Annotated in this window: 15 protein-coding genes; 3 read left to right on the top strand and 12 right to left on the bottom strand. The window is 44.3% G+C overall.

All coding sequences use genetic code 11. The annotated features are described in order from the left end of the window. Positions 1-52: 52 nt before the first annotated feature. On the bottom strand, positions 53-301 hold the full coding sequence (locus tag FHS10_RS24015) for a hypothetical protein (RefSeq protein WP_259095995.1): 249 nt from the start codon (positions 299-301) through the stop codon (positions 53-55). A gap of 342 nt (positions 302-643) precedes the next feature. On the opposite strand from FHS10_RS24015, the gene FHS10_RS24010 reads away from it, so the two are divergent. Next, on the top strand, positions 644-865 hold the full coding sequence (locus FHS10_RS24010; protein ID WP_259095993.1) for a DUF2683 family protein: 222 nt from the start codon (positions 644-646) through the stop codon (positions 863-865). Then, positions 853-1,119: a Txe/YoeB family addiction module toxin gene (locus FHS10_RS24005; RefSeq protein ID WP_259095992.1), complete on the top strand. Its 267-nt coding sequence runs from the start codon at positions 853-855 to the stop codon at positions 1,117-1,119. Before FHS10_RS24010 ends, FHS10_RS24005 begins: the two co-directional genes overlap by 13 nt. A 122-nt stretch (positions 1,120-1,241) precedes the next feature. Here FHS10_RS24005 and FHS10_RS24000 read toward each other — a convergent pair whose 3' ends face one another. The 4 genes from FHS10_RS24000 to FHS10_RS23985 all read right to left on the bottom strand — a co-directional run bounded on the left by FHS10_RS24000 (position 1,242) and on the right by FHS10_RS23985 (position 7,531). Beyond that, on the bottom strand, positions 1,242-3,458 hold the full coding sequence (locus FHS10_RS24000; protein WP_259095989.1) for an outer membrane protein assembly factor BamB family protein: 2,217 nt from the start codon (positions 3,456-3,458) through the stop codon (positions 1,242-1,244). 15 nt (positions 3,459-3,473) lie between these two features. Continuing rightward, complete coding sequence (locus FHS10_RS23995; RefSeq protein WP_259095987.1) at positions 3,474-4,790, bottom strand: hypothetical protein; 1,317 nt, start codon at positions 4,788-4,790, stop codon at positions 3,474-3,476. Positions 4,791-5,161: 371 nt separating this feature from the next. Further along, the gene (locus FHS10_RS23990; protein ID WP_259095984.1) at positions 5,162-6,832 is read right to left on the bottom strand and encodes an alpha-amylase family protein; all 1,671 of its coding nucleotides are present in this window, start codon (positions 6,830-6,832) and stop codon (positions 5,162-5,164) included. A gap of 309 nt (positions 6,833-7,141) precedes the next feature. After that, positions 7,142-7,531 carry a winged helix-turn-helix transcriptional regulator gene (locus FHS10_RS23985; RefSeq protein ID WP_259095982.1) on the bottom strand — a complete coding sequence of 130 codons (390 nt, stop codon included), beginning with the start codon at positions 7,529-7,531 and terminating at the stop codon, positions 7,142-7,144. A gap of 96 nt (positions 7,532-7,627) precedes the next feature. Here FHS10_RS23985 and FHS10_RS23980 point away from each other — a divergent pair, with 96 nt between their 5' ends. Continuing rightward, positions 7,628-7,990 carry a DoxX family protein gene (locus FHS10_RS23980; RefSeq protein ID WP_259095980.1) on the top strand — a complete coding sequence of 121 codons (363 nt, stop codon included), beginning with the start codon at positions 7,628-7,630 and terminating at the stop codon, positions 7,988-7,990. Positions 7,991-8,050: 60 nt separating this feature from the next. Here FHS10_RS23980 and FHS10_RS23975 read toward each other — a convergent pair whose 3' ends face one another. The 7 genes from FHS10_RS23975 to FHS10_RS23945 all read right to left on the bottom strand — a co-directional run bounded on the left by FHS10_RS23975 (position 8,051) and on the right by FHS10_RS23945 (position 17,286). Then, entirely contained in the window at positions 8,051-9,352 is a 1,302-nt protein-coding gene (locus FHS10_RS23975) for a sensor histidine kinase (protein ID WP_259095978.1), read from the bottom strand. Continuing rightward, entirely contained in the window at positions 9,336-10,709 is a 1,374-nt protein-coding gene (locus tag FHS10_RS23970) for a sigma-54-dependent transcriptional regulator (RefSeq protein ID WP_259095976.1), read from the bottom strand. Before FHS10_RS23970 ends, FHS10_RS23975 begins: the two co-directional genes overlap by 17 nt. 258 nt (positions 10,710-10,967) lie before the next feature. Further along, positions 10,968-12,152 carry an ABC transporter permease gene (locus FHS10_RS23965; protein ID WP_259095974.1) on the bottom strand — a complete coding sequence of 395 codons (1,185 nt, stop codon included), beginning with the start codon at positions 12,150-12,152 and terminating at the stop codon, positions 10,968-10,970. Positions 12,153-12,177: 25 nt separating this feature from the next. Next, positions 12,178-13,404: an ABC transporter permease gene (locus tag FHS10_RS23960; RefSeq protein ID WP_259095972.1), complete on the bottom strand. Its 1,227-nt coding sequence runs from the start codon at positions 13,402-13,404 to the stop codon at positions 12,178-12,180. Positions 13,405-13,426: 22 nt separating this feature from the next. Next, positions 13,427-14,092: an ABC transporter ATP-binding protein gene (locus FHS10_RS23955; protein ID WP_259095970.1), complete on the bottom strand. Its 666-nt coding sequence runs from the start codon at positions 14,090-14,092 to the stop codon at positions 13,427-13,429. Between the two features lie 333 nt (positions 14,093-14,425). After that, positions 14,426-15,883: a TolC family protein gene (locus FHS10_RS23950; RefSeq protein ID WP_259095968.1), complete on the bottom strand. Its 1,458-nt coding sequence runs from the start codon at positions 15,881-15,883 to the stop codon at positions 14,426-14,428. 155 nt (positions 15,884-16,038) lie between these two features. Continuing rightward, positions 16,039-17,286, bottom strand: a complete 1,248-nt coding sequence (locus FHS10_RS23945; RefSeq protein ID WP_259095965.1) for an efflux RND transporter periplasmic adaptor subunit — start codon at positions 17,284-17,286, stop codon at positions 16,039-16,041. Positions 17,287-17,514: the final 228 nt, after the last annotated feature.

Raw genomic sequence — 17,514 nt, 5'->3', positions numbered from 1 at the left:
ATAATTTAGGCAATTGGCTAAACCTATGAGTGTAGATGAAAATTATCCTTTTTTAGGTAATTAGTTCCACTTTTTGGCCAAAATCCTCGAAACTTAATTTGCCTTTGCGCAACTGGCTGATGTACTTAAATACGCTCAACTTATCTAATTCGGCTTTGTAGCGGGTGCGATCATGATCGGTTTGCAGGTCGCCTTGTAGTTTCAGCCTAATGGATGTACGCGCGATATCTTCTTCCAATTGATCAATAGGGCAATTGCGAAGCTGCTCAAAATTACTGCGGGGAAAAAGGATACGGTCCATTGGGTTATGCTTGCTTAAATATAGCTAACCGGAGTAACGCGCAATTTAACAGGATGTTATGTTTGTGTTATAGATTTGGATGGAGTACCGGAGATAATTGCTTTAGCAGTGTTCGAATGTCTCCAACTTCGACGATTATGCCTGTAGTTTATAACTATAGTGCGTGTATCTATTTCGCTAACGGGAATTATCGCTTGCTGCAATTCTTTAGTCAAAAGACTAAATTCTATGATCCTAAAATGATTTCACTCAAAAGTAAAAGAAATGGTCAGGTGTGAAATTTTTAAAATCCGAAGCACAATCTCTAATTGCCGATAAAACCAAAATAGCTATATTTGTTATATGACTACATTGACCATTCACCCCGTATCTGAAGACCAGGAAACCGCAATTCGTATATTTCTTGACGCTTTACATGTGAATTATGATGCCAGTGAAGAAACTGACGACACCGCCTACCTGTTGTCGTCTCCTGCAAACGCTGAACATTTGCAAAAGTCGATGCAACAAGGTCAAAATGGTGAGATTACGAAGCTTGGTCTTGATGATATATGGAAGCCATAAACTTCACATCCGAGGCATTAACAGATCTTGAATACCGGAAGAAAAGCGGCAATATTATAATCCTTAAACGTATTCGTCAATTGTTACAAGCTATTCAAACTGATCCTTTTAACGGTATTGGTAAGCCCGAAGCATTAAAATACAATTTATCAGGTTCATGGTCAAGACGCATTAACCAGGAGCATAGAATAGTTTATAAATTCGAAAATAATGTCATCACAGTTTATTCGCTACGCTTTCATTATCCCAGGTAATGTTACCTTATTGTTATTTAAACGAATCTCATGGCTTTAGATCCGCAATTATTAGCATGTTTATCGGAGATCTTAAATAGCGACGTTTCCAATTTGGCACCTTCCAACACCGCCATCTCTCATCAATCCCCCAACCCAAAACAAACATACTCATCGCCAGATTTACTACCTATTTTACCACCTCCACAAGCTATTACCACGTACTGTTTACCGTCAACCATATAGGTTGCCGGGGTAGCGTAACCGGCGGCGGGGAGCTTGGCTTCCCAAACTACTTTACCTGTTTTTTTATCAACGGCGCGGATCTTTTCGTCTTTAGTGGCGGCTAAAAATACCAGGCCACCTTTGGTAACCAGCGGACCACCATATAATTCGGTACCGGTAACCGGGATACCTTTTTTTGTCAATTCGGGATACTCGCCTACCGGGATCTTCCAAAGCAGCTTGCCGGTGGTAAGATCAACAGCATTGAGCGTGCCCCATGGTGGTTTTATGCCGGGGTAGCCATCCTTATCTAAAAAGCGGTTATAGCCGGTCATGGTGTAAGGTACTTCATCAACTACATTCTTTTCTGTTTTGGTGCTGCCGGTGCGCTCGTTAGTAGGTTCTTTGGCTAATGCTTTGCCTGCTTTGGCGTCGGGTAGTTTCAGCAGAAAAGCAAGCAAAGCTTTTTTATCAGCCGGGACTATCTGTTTAAATGAAGGCATCATATTGCGCCCGCTGGCAATGATCTGGCTTAGCTGATCTTCTTTGTATTTTTTGCCGATGTTCACCAGCGATGGGTATGATGAACCATTGCCTTTCAACTCCGGACCGTGGCAGCCTATGCAGTTTTTATTGTAGATAATTTGCCCATCGCCCGCTAATGAGCCATTGCTTGTTGTTTTGGGCACATCAATCATCACCTGGGCCCAGGGCATTTCTGAGCAGCTGATGTACATAATTTTAGTTTCCTGATCCACCGCGGCACCGCCCCACTCGCCGCCGCCATCAAAACCGGGGAAGATCCAGCCGCCTTCTTTGCTTGGCGGGGTAAACATAATGCGGTTTTTAACGTGATCGTATTTCTCCAACATTTCTTTATGGACTTCAGGCGTACGGTCGGTTACGTCCTCCGGGTTAAACATCTGCCTTGCAAAAGGCTGGGGTAAAGTTGGGATCGGCTGTGTTGGCCACGGCGCTTCGCCCGGCAGGGCTTTTTGAGGAACAGGTGTTTCCACTATCGGAAATACCGGCTGGCCGTTTGTCCTGTCGAACATAAAAATATAACCATGCTTGGTGATCTGCGCCACAGCATCAATAGTTTTGCCATTGTGCTGAATAGTCACCAAGTTAGGATTCGCCGGCAAATCGCGGTCCCAAAGATCGTGGTGCACCACCTGAAAATGCCATTTGAGTTTACCTGTTGCCGCATCAAGTGCCAGCAACGAATTGCCAAAAAGATTTTGCCCCTTACGAAACCCGCCATAAAAATCGCCGCCGATGGAACCTGTTGGCACATAGACCAAACCCCGCTTTTCATCGAGCGCCATACCGGCCCAACTGTTTGCACCGCCAAATTTTTTATAAGCCGCAGTATCTTGCCAGGTTTCGTAACCTGTTTCGCCGGGATGCGGAATGGTGTGGAAGATCCATCTTAATTTACCGGTACGTACATCATAAGCCCGTATGTGCCCGGGAGCAGCATCGGCAGATTCGGCTACGCGCGTGCCTACAATGAAAAGGTCTTTATAAACTACGCCGGGTGTGGTACCGGCTACAAATGATTTGGTATCGCGGTCAAGGTTTTTAGTGAGATCGACATAACCGTTATGCCCAAACGTGGGAATAAACGCACCTGTTTCGGCATCAATGGCAAAGGTTTTGCTGCCCACGCTATAAAAAATGCGTTTTTCGCCACCATCTTTATTTTGCCAGTAAATAACTCCCCTGCTCACTTTATAATAAGCCATCGGGTCGCCACTGTTGGTGGTATCCGCTTTGGCGGGATCGAACAGCCATTTTTGCTCGCCGGTAGCGGCGTCAAGTGCAAAAAGTTTTAGTTTGGGGCTGGTACCATATAAAACACCATCAACCATAATGGGGTTACATTGGTTTTGGCTGCGGTTACCCGCATCCGCATCGTGGGTGCTATAAGTCCAGGCTACTTTAAGTTTGTTAACGTTGCTTAAGTTGATCTCCTCATTTGATGAATAGCGGTTGCCTTCTTTTGATCCCGCGTAAGCCCCCCACTCGCTGTAAGGTTTATTATTTTTAGCATGTTGTTTGGGAGGATTTTTGCACGATGTGCAAACACACACGATAAAGCACATGGTGGCGAGGTACCTGTTGTTCATCATTAATTTACTGTTGGTTTACTTTTGGAGCAACTGGTCGGTTGTTACCTCATTGCTCAGCAATTTACCAAATAGTTCCCAACGTTTTGCAGGATCTTTTGCCGTGCCGCCATTTTTTTCGATATAACTTTTCACCATGTCCTGCCCGTAGTTATAATTGATTACATAGCTGCGGTATTTTTTGATAAAACTGATAGATTTATTAGCCGTTTCATCATTCATCAAACAGTATTTGGTAAGGTAGTTCAACGCTTTATCCTTGCTCATGGTGTTGTTGATCAATCCTCTGGCAGCCTCGTTACGTGCATAGTTTAGCTGGCCTTTAATGGCCAACGCTTTAAAATACAGATCGATACCGGCGGTATCCAAACCAGCCAGCGGCAATAGCACGCTTTTGGCAAATTTCACCTTATCATCACCAGGGAAAGCAACCTCGATACCATAATTTGCACTCCCCTCGGCAATTAAACTTTGCGGACTAAACAGCGGGTACATCGAAATCTCAACCCAGCCCTTTTCATTATACAGGTGTTGCTCCAATAGCATATTGTAAACATGGTGGCCAGGGTAACTTTCATGGCTGCCTACGTCAATGGCCCTGTCTATAAAGATCTTCAGATCGGTATTAATTTGTACGGTGCTTTGGTATTTGCCTTTGTACCAGTTATAACCGCTCCATGGTTTATCGGTTACAAATTCCAGGGTAAAATTCTCGCCTTTGGGTAAGGTATAATGTGCCATGGTGCGTTTGCGTGCCTCGGCAATGGCGGCTTTAATTACAGGGTCTAACTTATCTTTAGGGATAATGAATTTATTGGCCAGTTTTTGAAAGCGGTCGCTCACGCGGCCTTTGCCCGGCAGTATGCTATCCAACAGGGCTATCTGGGCTTTAAAATGATCCTCGTCATAAACCGGGGCGGCAACACCAAATAATTCTTTTGATTCTTCATCAAAGGGCCTTTCCTCGCCCGAAAAAATGCGGATGCGCCTGCCGAAAGCCACCAATTGGTTAATCATCCAGTCGGCACGCATTTTATTGGAGTCTATTTTGGTGCTGGTAGAAATCACCTTCAGTTCGTTCATCAAAATATTGGTATTGGCCAGCAGGCTATCTTTTGGGAAATCGGCCTTTTTATCAATCACCTGTTTGGGCTTCAATGAATCGGGACCATAATAGGCATCCACAAAATCGCTGTCGTATTGGCCAATAGCGAGGCCAAGTCGCACATATTCAATGGCAAGGTTGTTGAGTTTTTTATTTTCCTGTAGCTGCGCCGGATCATGCCCGCATGATAGTAAAAAAAGTATGGGGGCAAAAAGCAATATTTTTCTCATAGTAAACCAGTCCTGTTCAAACGTAAATGTGGAACAAGATAGTGATTACATTGTTTAGAGTAGAAAAATGTGGAGTTTTTGACGGTGGAGGTTGAGGTAAATGTTACAGAAAACTTATCATCCTGAGCATCGCGAAGGATCTTCTGGGCTGCAAAAGTCCACGATTAGTACAGCGAAGAAGATCCTTCGTTCCTACCCATGACGTTTTCTATTCCATGATCGAGGGACTGTAACCCTGAGCTTGTCGAAGGGTCGTGCGTAGAGGCCTTTGCCCGCGTGCTTCGACAAGCTCAGCATGACATCCCTTTTGTACGTCATTTTTCCACCTTTACAGTCCCCGGATTTTATAACTCAGGATGACAAATATTTTATCAGGCCCAGTTAAAATCAACCACCCTGCCATTCAACCTCCATTTTCCGGGCAGGATATTTGTTGTCCAATCCAACGGTTCACCTAAGGGTTGTACTTTGGCGGCCTGGGCGAAGGCTTTTTTGATGGCAGCCTTCTGCTCGGGTCCTGTTGCTTCGGGTTGGGCCGAAATAAAGAGCGGGGCACCACTTTCGGCTAATAATTCAAGCCATTGTTTGTTGCGGCTCCATTCAATTTTTGTGGTAAGGCCCACGCAATCGCCATCAACGGCGTAAAACTTATTATGCTGTGGCAGGCGAAAAGCCAGGGTGTTAACGCCCATTTTACGGGTACGTGCCCACTCGTTGCCACTGGTATCATCGCCTATGCGGCACATTTCAAAAATACCGGCACTCAGATGGCTCATGGTATTACAGCCTATCACATAAATGCCATCGCCAGCAGCTTCGCGGATGGCCCTGTACAGATCAAGGATAATCTCGGCAGTGGTTTTACTCCTATCAGCGTAATTCCAGTCCGGTGATGTGATGCTATCCTTCATATCAAAACCCCAGCGGCCGGTAATATCATAGGTGCTGAAATCGTGCTTCACCATTTCAAAGCCCCAATCCTTGTAAAAATCAAAATTGCGTTTAATACGGGCTATGTTTTCGGGGATGGTGGGATCGAGTGTTGGATTTTTAGGGTCGTCCCTGCCGGGGATCTTCGGTGCCAGCAAACTCGCCTTTTCATCATGGCGGGCGCAAAGCGGGCGCATCCACAAACCGGGGCGCATGCCTAACTTTTTGATGGTATCGCCCATCAGGTGCATATCTTTAAATTTATCGTTGGGCTTGCTAAAATCATCATTCCAGCCTCCATCGCCTGGCAATAAAGGCGAATAGGTGGCCCATCCCGCGTCAATTACCGAAAAAGGCCTGTTGTTGGTATCGGTAACCAGCTCACTCATAGTGGCGGTAGTATTTTTAATCAGGTCGAAGTTGTTGTTGCCGTAGGCAAAATACCAATCGTTAATACCGTAAATAGGTTGTTTGGGCAAACGTGGTTTTGGGCACATGATGCCGCAAAAACGATGATCTGTTTGAAAAAGACTTTCGCCGGGTAAAGCGTTGCTGGTAACAATATCGGCAGCGTGTAAAGTGCGGTTGCCTAACAATACGCCGTTACCTCCGGAGTGAGTATCCATCGTCAGCTCCAGGCTATCATTATTTAAACCCCACCAGCAAATACTGTTTGCTCCTGTTTTTACGCCAAAGCACGAGGTTTGTTTAGTATCATGAATGATTACGTACCATGGATTTTTTGCGCCGGTGACGCCGGTTTTCCACTGCAGATCGCCGTATGAGCGTTCCCAATGATCGCCTAGTGCTATGGCCGTCGATGGCACCCCGTGCTTCCATTCTAACCTAACCGCGTTTAATTGGTGTGTTGGCGATGCCACATACACTCCCCTGCTAATGCTACCTGCTTTTAGGGTAACATGAATATCTTTATAACTAAATAAACTGCCGTTGCTACCCTTCAGCTTAAACCATTCATCGCCAGATTGTGCCCAAACTTCATCGGGCGCGTTCACGATATGGCCTGATGCCGATGTGGCATAAGTAAGCCTGCTAAAAAGTACAGCCGCGGCAGTAGTAGCCGATAGTTTAAGGAAGTGTCGTCTTTGCATAGGTATCGTATTCAATTGGTTTTACAACGATACTAAAAGCATTTAGAGATTTAAAACGAAATTTTACCAATAAGTGATTTTTTGCTGGCAGTTTTAGATGCAGTTTAGAAACGGCTTCTTAGCAGGTGTGCTTACAAATTCGCCCTGTAAATCGGAGATTGCTTCGTCGTTCCCCATACTTATAAGATTTTGTAAAAAAAGTTTGTCATGCTGAGGAACGAAGCATGACAGAGTGGAAAGGATAGTTTTATTGAAAATCGATTGCAAATAGTAAGTCTACCTGTCCTAAAGTCCGCAAATCCCAAAGTCCTAACTTACAGCGCTTCTTCTATTCGATGTGATCCTGGCCTTATGCTGTATACCCCAAATCCTTAACTCATTAATTACGCTATTGAGTGATTTACTGTATTCGGCCAGTTCATAAGTGACCGTAACGGGTTTTGTGGCCTCTACCCGGCGGATCACAAACTCATTCAACTCCAGGTCCCTTAGCTCTTTGGATAGGATTTTTGGGGTGATGTCTCCCAGGGCGCGCTGTATATCATTAAAACGCAGCGGTCCGTTTTGCATGGCTACAATGAGCGGCAACTTCCATTTGCCGTTAAGTACGTAAAGGGTATCACGTACAGCGCCGATGGCAACGTTGCAGGCCTCGGGGGTATGAATACGATCTTTTGGTATGAGTGTTTCTGTTTCCATAATAACTATCCTAAAGGATACCGGTATCCTTTAGGATAGTAGTATCTTATTGATAGCAAAGATAAGTATGTTTGACCATATAATTATTAACAAAAAATGAAATCAATAAAAATTACGTATTGGATAAGTACTTCCCTAATGTCGTTACTCATGGTATTTTCGGCTTATAGCTATTTAACACAGGATAAAATCGCGCAGGCATTTCACCACCTGGGCTTTCCCGATTATTTCAGGGTTGAGCTGGCCATTGCCAAACTCATCAGTGCCATTGTATTATTGGCCCCGGTACCTGCCAAAATAAAAGAATGGGCCTACGCAGGGCTGGGCATTACTTTTATATCGGCCTTTATAGCGCACTCCGCCTCCGGCGACCCCGTTTCTGTTGCTATTATGCCGCTGATTATTATGGCGATTTTGGTGGTTTCTTATGTGAGTTGGGGGAAGAAAAGCCTCCTCTAAATCTCCCCCGGTAGAGGAGATTTTTAAAGCCCTCCCTACCGGGGAGGGTTTGGGTGGGGCTTACCCCAGCCAAACCCCAAATTCCGTTTGGCCAGCAGCCACAGTCTTCAAACTAAACTCGTAGCCATGATTGAGCAATATCTCCCGCACAAGGGTTAACCCTATCCCCTGGCCGTCTTTTTTGGTGCTGAAGAATGGCGAAAACAGGTTAACGCTTTGTTCGGGGCTGATGCCCTTGCCGGTATCGGTTATGCTGAGTTTTCGTTCTTTAGGGATAAAGCTGAATTTAACAGTTCCTTTATCATCAATGGCCTCTATGGCATTTTTTACAATGTTTAACAGCGCCTGCTCCAGTTGTTGCTCATCGGCTATAATATTAATGGCATCGGCGGGCATATCAAACTTAAAATCAACGTTCTTTTCTTCGGCTTTAATGGCCATCAGCTTGGCTACCGAAGTTACCAACTTTTGCAGTACAATGGGTTGTTTATTGGCTGGTGGCAGCTTCACCAGGTCGGCAAAGTTACGCATGAACAGGTTGAGGTTTTGGTTACGGTCCATGGCTACCTGTAAGGCATCTTTCAGCACATCAAAATCGTGCCCTTCCCAAAGCTGGTCGGTTTTCATGGCAGACTGCATGATGGAATTTACCGGACCAATAGTGTTGTTCACCTCATGCGCCATCATCCGGATCACCTTACCATAAACCTTTTTCTCGGCGGCCAGGATCTCGGCCGTCAAATCCTCTATCATAATAAAATGTCGCGAAAATCCTCTATCCACAAAATGCGATTTTTGCAATTTGTAGGAGCTTACACCATCCAGTTTCACCACTGTTGTTTCGCCGGATTTAAGCAGCTTCATCTGCTCAAATAACGGATGCTGCAGATCATGAATAGAATTGCCTTGTAGTTTATCATCAGCAATTCCTAATAATTGCAGCGCTTTGGGGTTTACCTGCTGAATCCGGTCGTCAAAATCAAGGATAATGATACCCGTTGGCGAGGTAAAGATCAGCTTTTCTAAAAAGAAATGCTGCTGCTCCTGTCTTGTCCGTTCGGTTCTTAGCTCGTCCATCATTTGGTTATAAACATCAATCAATGCGTCAATCTCATGCTTGCCGGTGGGTAAAAATTTAACGTTAAAGTCTTTATCTTTTATGGCATCTACGCCCTGCATCAGCAACTTTAAGGGGTTTATCAACTGGCGGTAAAGCTGCACGGCTACCGCTATGGAAATCAATACAAATACCTCCGAAGCAATGAACCAAAGCTTATTTTCCTGGAATATAAAGTAGGTGAGCACCAGCGTTACCAGGTGCAGTATTACAACAAATAAAACATATTTAGTCCTCAGCTTCATCGTATGGTATCTGGTACTTTTCTAAGCGGCGGTACAGGGCGCTTCGTGTGAGGCCCAGGGCTGCAGCCGCCCGGCTTATTTTATTTTTATGATGATCGAGCGCACGTTTAATCATCTCTACCTCCACTTCCTCCAAAGTTAAGGTACCCACGCCCGGTAATTGCATATTTCCTTTTTTTACCGGCGACAGTTCCAGTTGCGACCGGAAATCATCTATCCCTAATTCATCCTTCTTACTCACCAGGATTGACCGCTCCACCAGGTTTTTTAACTGCCGGATGTTGCCCGGTAAAGGTAATTGCTGCAGCCATTTCATAGCCGATGGCGCAACTGACAATTTAGGGCGATTATAGATCTCCTTTAAATTATTGATAAAAAACGCAACCAGCAGCGGGATATCCTTAGGCCGCTCGCGCAGGGCGGGCAGGTAAACGGTAATGAGGTTAATGCGATATAACAGATCCTCCCTGAAAGTACCGCGCGATACCATTTCGTTGAGGTTTTTATTGGTGGCGCAAACAATGCGGGTATCCAGCGTTTTGGTGCGACTGCTGCCCAGCATTTCGTAAGTTCTGTCCTGCAAAACCCTTAGTAATTTTACCTGGCTGCTGGCATCCAGGTCACCTATCTCATCTAAAAAAATGGTGCCCTTATTCGCCATTTCAAAACGGCCAATCCTGTCAAACCTTGCATCAGTAAAGGCCCCTCGAATATGGCCAAACATTTCGCTTTCAAAAAGCGAGGTAGAAATACCACCCAAATTCACCTTAATGAACGGCTTATTACGGCGCAGGCTATTTTGGTGGATGGCTTCAGCTATTAACTCCTTACCCGTGCCGCTTTCGCCCATGATCAGGATAGATGCATCCGTGGTAGCCACCCGGCCTATGGTTTCCAGAATATCCAGCATTTTGGGGTCCTCGCCTATAATGTGCTGAAAGTTGTAGCTTTTATCTAACTGCTTGCGGGTGCGGTGCTCGGTCTTTTTATCCTGCAGATCGAGCAAGGTTTTAACCGATTGTATAAGATGTTCATTGCTCCAGGGTTTATTGATGAAATCATTGGCGCCCAATTTCATGCCTTTTACTGCCAGTTCGATACTACCCCAACCGGTTATCAATATCACCGGAATGGTGTTGTTGAGTTGTTTGATCTTCCCCAACAGGTCCATTCCCTCGCCGCCCGATGTATCTATCGAAAAATTAAGGTCGAGGACGATCAGCTCGGGGGTATTTTTTTTAATGATCTTCAAAGCCTCGGCAGGGTTTTCTGTAGATACAGCATCATAGCCTTCGCTTTTCAGCAAGAGCAGCAGCGAGGTGCGTACAGCAATATCATCATCAATAACCAGTATCATAAGTGCAGGTAATATCGTAATTAGTTAAATGAGTTTTGAGGTATTTTGGAGTTTTCAATAAATCATGCATTAAAAATAACCGTTGTCATTTCGACGAGCGAGCGCAGGGTTTTGAGGAGGGCGAGGAGAAATCTTATACAAGCGACGAGCAAACATTGCCTGTTGTATAAGATTTCTCACCCTTGCCTCGCAATTCCTCACCCTTCAAGGATTCGAAATGACATTTCCCTCTTACTTAATCATTGGAAACAGAAACTCCTACTCCTCATGCAAAGCCACCGCCGGATAAATAGCCGCCGCCTGCCTGCCGGGATATAGTGAGCAAACCAACACCAGCAGGTAAACAAATATGATAGATAGTAACATACCTATAATATAAATATGCGCCTGCAGATTAAACACGTTCAGCAACGGAAATTGTATAGCAAAAAACGACCCGATAATCAGCGATAGCGTAGCCAGTATCATAGATTCCATCACCAGTTGTGATGATACCGAGTTACCCGTTGCGCCTATCGCCCTGCGTAAACCTATCTCGCCTTTGCGTTTGTTAATGTTGTACCACAGCACCCCGAACAAGCCAAGCGCGACGTTGATGATCAGGAAACAACTCACTATCGATAATATGATCATCGGGATTACGGCGAAGTAGTTGGTATCCTTCAATTTATTGGTTAAATGCTCAATTTCGATATTGGAATTTTTCATGTAGTTAGCCATAGTTTTGTACAACCTGCCTTCAAAAGCAGCATCGGCGCCGGGACTAACCCTCACCAATATTTTATTTAACCAGCGGAATGAGCCGGTATCGGCGCGGTAATAGATACCGGGACCTGGTTTTACATAGTCGCCGTTGCGTTTAATGGTTTGGATTACACCTACCACCTTCATTTTGTTTTTGTCGTCATCGTTACCCAAAAGCTTACCCACGGCCTGGCCTTTTCCAAAAGTGGCTTCTTTTAAATCGGCATCAATCACAACAGATCGATATTTTGATACGGCATCCTGTTTATTAAACCAACGCCCCTCTAAAACTTCAACCTGTAAAGCGTCTTTATAGGAGTCTTCTCCCGTAAAATTATTTAGATGCTCAATGTGTTTACCTTTATAAGTTAAACCGCCCTCGTTAATTTGTTGCGAGAAAGGCGTATTTCCACTCACAAAACTCAATTCCTGTACCTGGGGCAGGGCTTTGATGATTTTTCTTAAGGTTTCGTAATACAGATCGAGCGAATCGGTATTTTTGGTTTGATAGGCGTTGCTGATATTGATAACCCAAACATCCTGGTATTTGAAACCCATGGGCTTTTTGTAGTTATCATAATAATAAACCATCAGTGTAAACACCGCGAAGAGCACCATAAAGGATACCAGCATCTCGGTCATGAGCAAAAAGTTTTGTTTCTTTTTGTTCCAGATGAGCTTAAATAAATGCTTGAACATAATATTTTAATTTAATGATGAATAATTATTGAGCCTTAAGCGCGGTAACCACATTGAGTTTCGACATGCGCCAGGCCGGGTACACGCCCGATAAAAAGCCGAAAACAAGGCAAACCAGCAAGGCGATAAATAATACCGTAAAGTTGATGGTCAGCTCCAGGTTGGCTATAAGATCGGCACTGTTGATAGCACAAAGCGCTATTACCGATAACAGGGTGCCGATAATACCACCCAACAGGGTAAGGATCAGGTTTTCGACTATAAACTGGTAAACCAATGTTTTTGACGATGCCCCAAACGCTTTACGCACCCCAATTTCCGACGATCGTTCCATAATACGGGTAATATTGATGTTTACCAGGTTAAGCGTTGGCAGCAGCATAAATATGAATACAAAAATGCTGATGGCCGTAATCACAATGAATACACCAGATGTATCTTCGTTACCGGTATCAACATAGCTGGTAAAAAAACTCTTGGCATGGCTATATAAATGCTGATAATCTTTACTTTCAACCGGCACGCGTTTCATCAGGTTTTCATACTCGGTCTGCATTTTGGGCACATCATCTTTTGAGGCCGCCAGTAGCACGCCCATATAGCTGCCCCCGTAGCTTTTGCTTTTATAATCGGCTTTTGATACCGTATAAGGCAGGTAGATATCGCTAAAAAACATATAGCTGGTTACAGGCACATTTTTAACTACACCCAATACCCGGTAGCTCACGTTATCGGCCTCGATGTATTTGCCCACCACCAGATCAACATCACCAAAATATTGCCTTTTCATATCTTCAGAAATGATGGCCACATGATCGGCATTATCTACCTGCTGCTTATTGAAAGGCCTGCCTTCTGTAAAATCATAATCCATTACATCCCAAAACTCGGCATTGGTGTATTTGTAGCTTACAGCTATCTTCTTATTGTTTACGTAGGTATTGGTGCCGCTAAAACCCGACGAGATAGCCACTTTAACCGGCGTTTTCATCATGCCGGTATAATGGCTCAGGAAATAGTAAGATAACGTGCCCGATGTCATGTTATCTTTTCCCTTTTGCTGAATACGATTAATGTATAATAACCTATCCCTTTTTTTATCAGGGTAGTTATCGCCAACCACCTTATCAATAAAGGCGGTTAATACCATGAGTATGGTTAGCGTAAAGCTGATGCCAAACAGGCTGATAAAGGTGAAGAACTTCCTTCGCCTTAATACCGCTATGGCTATTTTAAAATAATTTTTTAGCATGATCTTAATTTTTAGCCGTTAATTATTGAACCTGCGAACCATCAAATAAACGCACCAGCCTGTGGGTTTTATGGGCCATGTTTTCATCGTGCGTTACCATTACTATAGTGGTACCCTCGTTACGGTTCAGGTTAATGAGGATGTCCATAATTTCGTTACCCATGGCGCTATCCAGGTTACCGGTAGGCTCATCGGCCAAAATAATATCCGGCTTACCTACAATGGCACGGGCAATGGCCACACGCTGTCTTTGGCCGCCCGATAGCTGGGTTGGGAAGTGTTTAACCCGGTTGGCCAGGCCAACTTTCTCCAATGCTTCGGTAGCCAGCATTTTGCGTTCTTTGGCAGTGGTATCACGGTAAAGCAGGGGCAGCTCCACATTGTCAAGCACCTGCAGATCATTAATGAGGTGATAGCTTTGAAAAATAAAACCCAATGTTTTATTCCTGAATTGCGCCAATTGCTTATCGTTCAGGTTTTCGGTAACCCTATCCGCAATTTTGATGCTCCCTTTCGATGGTACATCCAACAGGCCCATAATATTAAGCAGGGTACTTTTACCACAGCCGGATGGCCCCATGATAGATAAAAATTCGCCTTTAGCTACGTCAAGGCTTACGCTGTTTAAGGCCAGGGTTTCTATAGTGTCGGTACGGTACACTTTTTCGATGTTTTGTAAACGGATCATATTTTTTTAATTAATTATTGAATGACTGAATTATTGAATTAGTGATTTGAATTGGTTTATGATTGAATGAGCTGGGTAAACGCATCTTTTTGGGTTAACATAACTTAACATATTTCAGATAAAATACAATTCAATTATCTGGTAATCAATATTTTATATTTTTACATGGTTAACACTAAACTGATGTCCCACGCAATGTAAGGGCATCCAAATATTTGCGCCTGTTGTAGGCCAATACAAGTGCATTCGCTACTTTGAATGGCTGAATTATTGATTTACTGAATTTGTTTTTTTTCATTTATTGAAATGACAAGTTTTTGAATTTTTACTTATCTACTGGTATGTTATTTTCTTGTTGATTTCAAAATCGTATAATGACAGGTAACGTAACTGGTAATAGGCTCCCCAAAAATCCCTAAGAGAGGCTACGTAGTCTCGTTTGGCCTGGTCGTTTTCGCGGAAGGCGATACCGAGGTCGGTGATGCTCAGGTCGCCTAATACGTAGCGTTCGCGGGCTATCTGGTACTTTTCGGATGCTATGCTGTCGGCTTCGGCGGTGTATACCAACTGCTCTTTCATTACATTAAATAGCGATACCTGGGTTACTATTTGTTGTTTAAAAGTTTGCTTATCCTGCTCCACGGCGTACTCGGTAAATTGCTGGTTGGCCAGGGCTGTCTTTATGCGCGATTTTGACCGGCCCCAATCCAATATGGGTACTGCCAGCTGCACCTGCAATACCTGCTGGTTCTGCGGATTTTTGTACACACCGGGAATGGTGGTAGATGTACCCGAGTAACCCAAATTAGCGTTTAGCGTAGCTGTTAACCCGTTTTGCCCTTTGGCTTTAGCCACATCCCTTTTTGCCTCGGCAACGCGACGTAAAAAGGCTATGGCATCAGAGCGGTTAGCAAAGGCTTCGGCTAATACTTTATCAGATGATACCTGCATCTGGCTGATATTTTCGGGCACTATCAATACAATCTGGCTGTCGCCTTCCTGCCCGGTATAGCTTCGCAGGTTAAGGGTGGCAATTTCCATATCGCGTTTAGCGGTGCCTACCGCTTTTTTGGCATTGATCTGCTCCAACCGCAGTTGCAGTATATCGTTTTTTGAAACCTTACCTAACTCAAATTTGATATTGGCAATAGCCATGATCTTTTGCGTGTTACTGTAATTGGTTTCGGCAATTTTAAGGTTAACCTGGGCCAATAGCAGATCAAAAAAGAAACCCTCTACATCAATAGCTATTTTTTCCTGGGCTTCAATATATACCTGTTTGCTCTCGTTATATTTTAAAGGCTCTATCCTTTTATCCCATTTTAAACTATTAAACTGAAACAGCGGCTGCGTATAGCCAATGCCATAAGGGATGCCATTGTACAGGATATTATGCCTGTCGAAATCATCAAAACGCTGCAACTGCGTGGTACCGTAAATGCTGCCACCGGTAGCTGTAATACTCTGACTAAAATTAAGCGCCAGTGATGAGTTATCGTTATGTACCGGCTGAAACTGGATGGTACCATCGGGCTGCTGCACCTGGGTAAATGATTTGGTGTACCCCGGCAAAATCCCACTTAAAGATAGCTGTGGCTGATAGTTTGATTTAAAGGTACGATACTCCCAATACTTGGTTTCGCGCACGGTAGCCGCCTGTTTGGCTGCTATGGAGTTGGCCTTAGCCATCTCCACCACCTGCTGCAAAGTAAGCCTCAACGTATCGTTGCTGCCTGCTGCAAATGCGCTTGTGCTAATGGTTAGTAGTAATATGATGTATAAAAGTTTCATTTTACGTTTATATTTTCAATTCGTCATTGTTTTGTTCCTACCACCACCATGTCATTGTGAGGCACGAAGCAATCGCATGCTATACAGAGCGGTCTTGCAGAGTTCGCGATTGTTTCGTTCCTCGCAATGACATGATCTTTAGTTTTAGAAGCGGCTTAATTATTTACCACCACTTCCTTCGAGTTCTTATACTCGGTCATATCAGATGTGATCACCACATCGCCGGGTTTTACGCCATCCTGGATCTCTACATAATCAAAATTGGTAAGGCCGATGTGCACCGTTCTTCTTTCGGCTTTGCCGCCGTTTATTACAAAAATATCCTGCACAGTAGGCCCCTTAAACGCCGGGCCATTAGCTACCCTCATAATCTTGCTATGTGCAGCCGTCACCAAAAAAACATCCACCTTCAGGTTTGGGCGCAGCAGTTTATTGGCACGGTCGTCCAGTTGAATATCAAAAGAAATAATGCTGTTTTGTACCGATGGCGAAACGTTGGTTACGTGGCCACGCAACTGGACATCATTGATCCGCACGATAACCGGGATCCCGCTGTGCAACTGATCCATCGAGTTATCAGAGATACTGCCCTGTACTTTAAAGCTGCCCAGGTCGGCAATGCGGGCAAGCGTTTCCCCCTCGTGAATGTTGGCGCCAATGTTTTTGTTAACGTAGGTAATCACTCCGGCACGGGTGGCTACCACGTTTGCTAAATCGAGTTTGCGTTTCAGGGCTTTCAGGTCGCTTTCCTGTATATCGGCGGCTATCCCTGCTTCCTTGATCTCAATCTGCATGGTTTGCTGCTTGTTTTTGATCTCGTTTTCCAGCTGCTTTTTTTCTAACTGGGCAACTTTCAGGTTTAACTCGGCCTGCTCAATGCCTTCGCGGGTACCGCCACCCGCTTTATACAGGCGTTTGGCATTTTCAACGGCATCGGCCAGGCTGCTGATGCGCAGTTGTTTAATATCGTTGTTGGATTGGATGTCATAAAAGCTTTTTCCCAGGTCGAGCTTCAGTTTACTGATCTCGTTGTGTTTTGATTCGAGCGTGAAATTCAGCTTATCGTATTCGGTTTGTGTTGCCGATCTATCGAGCGTTAAAAGGGACTGGCCCGGTTTTACCTTGTTACCCGCATCCATCAGCGCCTTTTGGATAGATGCGTTGATAGGGCTGGTAATGATCTCTTCAAATTCTGGTAAAACTTCACCGGTGGCATTAAGCGTATTTTCTATATTGCCGGTTTCAACAACGGCGGTGGTAATTTCTGACCTCTTGATGCTCGATTTAATAAATCCCCGAAGCGCGAACACAGCCGACACCAACACCGCGATGGTTATGGTAGCTATCACAGCGCCTTTCTTCCTTTTTTGCGATGTAACTTCGAGTGTAATTTCCTTATCCATTATGATATAAATTTGCAAAGGGTTTTGCAAGACCTATACCAATATTAAATAATTGATTTACAGATAATTATGTGTTTTTTATTTGAAAAAAGTGGTCGATATCGGACAAAGTTTTTTAAAATGGGGCAGTTTGGTGACCCGTCCGGAAATAGCTATACAGATTTGTGAGTAAATCCTGTAAATACTATACAAGGTATTCTGTTAGTCCTAAGATGAACTATACAGGTC

Source organism: Mucilaginibacter dorajii (genome assembly GCF_024808255.1).
In the GTDB taxonomy this organism is placed as follows: domain Bacteria; phylum Bacteroidota; class Bacteroidia; order Sphingobacteriales; family Sphingobacteriaceae; genus Mucilaginibacter; species Mucilaginibacter dorajii.
The sequence above is the reverse complement of the archived record's forward strand: the minus strand, read 5'-3'. Positions and strand labels throughout refer to the sequence as shown.

Excerpts from the sequence above, each read along its gene's own strand:
- FHS10_RS23980 (WP_259095980.1), top strand. The coding sequence starts at position 7,628 with ATGAAATCAATAAAAATTACGTATTGGATAAGTACTTCCCTAATGTCG.
- FHS10_RS24010 (WP_259095993.1), top strand. The coding sequence starts at position 644 with ATGACTACATTGACCATTCACCCCGTATCTGAAGACCAGGAAACCGCA.
- FHS10_RS24005 (WP_259095992.1), top strand. The coding sequence starts at position 853 with ATGGAAGCCATAAACTTCACATCCGAGGCATTAACAGATCTTGAATAC.
- FHS10_RS23965 (WP_259095974.1), bottom strand. The coding sequence starts at position 12,152 with ATGTTCAAGCATTTATTTAAGCTCATCTGGAACAAAAAGAAACAAAAC.
- FHS10_RS23945 (WP_259095965.1), bottom strand. The coding sequence starts at position 17,286 with ATGGATAAGGAAATTACACTCGAAGTTACATCGCAAAAAAGGAAGAAA.
- FHS10_RS23955 (WP_259095970.1), bottom strand. The coding sequence starts at position 14,092 with ATGATCCGTTTACAAAACATCGAAAAAGTGTACCGTACCGACACTATA.
- FHS10_RS23970 (WP_259095976.1), bottom strand. The coding sequence starts at position 10,709 with ATGATACTGGTTATTGATGATGATATTGCTGTACGCACCTCGCTGCTG.
- FHS10_RS24000 (WP_259095989.1), bottom strand. The coding sequence starts at position 3,458 with ATGATGAACAACAGGTACCTCGCCACCATGTGCTTTATCGTGTGTGTT.
- FHS10_RS23990 (WP_259095984.1), bottom strand. The coding sequence starts at position 6,832 with ATGCAAAGACGACACTTCCTTAAACTATCGGCTACTACTGCCGCGGCT.
- FHS10_RS23995 (WP_259095987.1), bottom strand. The coding sequence starts at position 4,790 with ATGAGAAAAATATTGCTTTTTGCCCCCATACTTTTTTTACTATCATGC.
- FHS10_RS23950 (WP_259095968.1), bottom strand. The coding sequence starts at position 15,883 with ATGAAACTTTTATACATCATATTACTACTAACCATTAGCACAAGCGCA.
- FHS10_RS23985 (WP_259095982.1), bottom strand. The coding sequence starts at position 7,531 with ATGGAAACAGAAACACTCATACCAAAAGATCGTATTCATACCCCCGAG.
- FHS10_RS23975 (WP_259095978.1), bottom strand. The coding sequence starts at position 9,352 with ATGAAGCTGAGGACTAAATATGTTTTATTTGTTGTAATACTGCACCTG.
- FHS10_RS24015 (WP_259095995.1), bottom strand. The coding sequence starts at position 301 with ATGGACCGTATCCTTTTTCCCCGCAGTAATTTTGAGCAGCTTCGCAAT.
- FHS10_RS23960 (WP_259095972.1), bottom strand. The coding sequence starts at position 13,404 with ATGCTAAAAAATTATTTTAAAATAGCCATAGCGGTATTAAGGCGAAGG.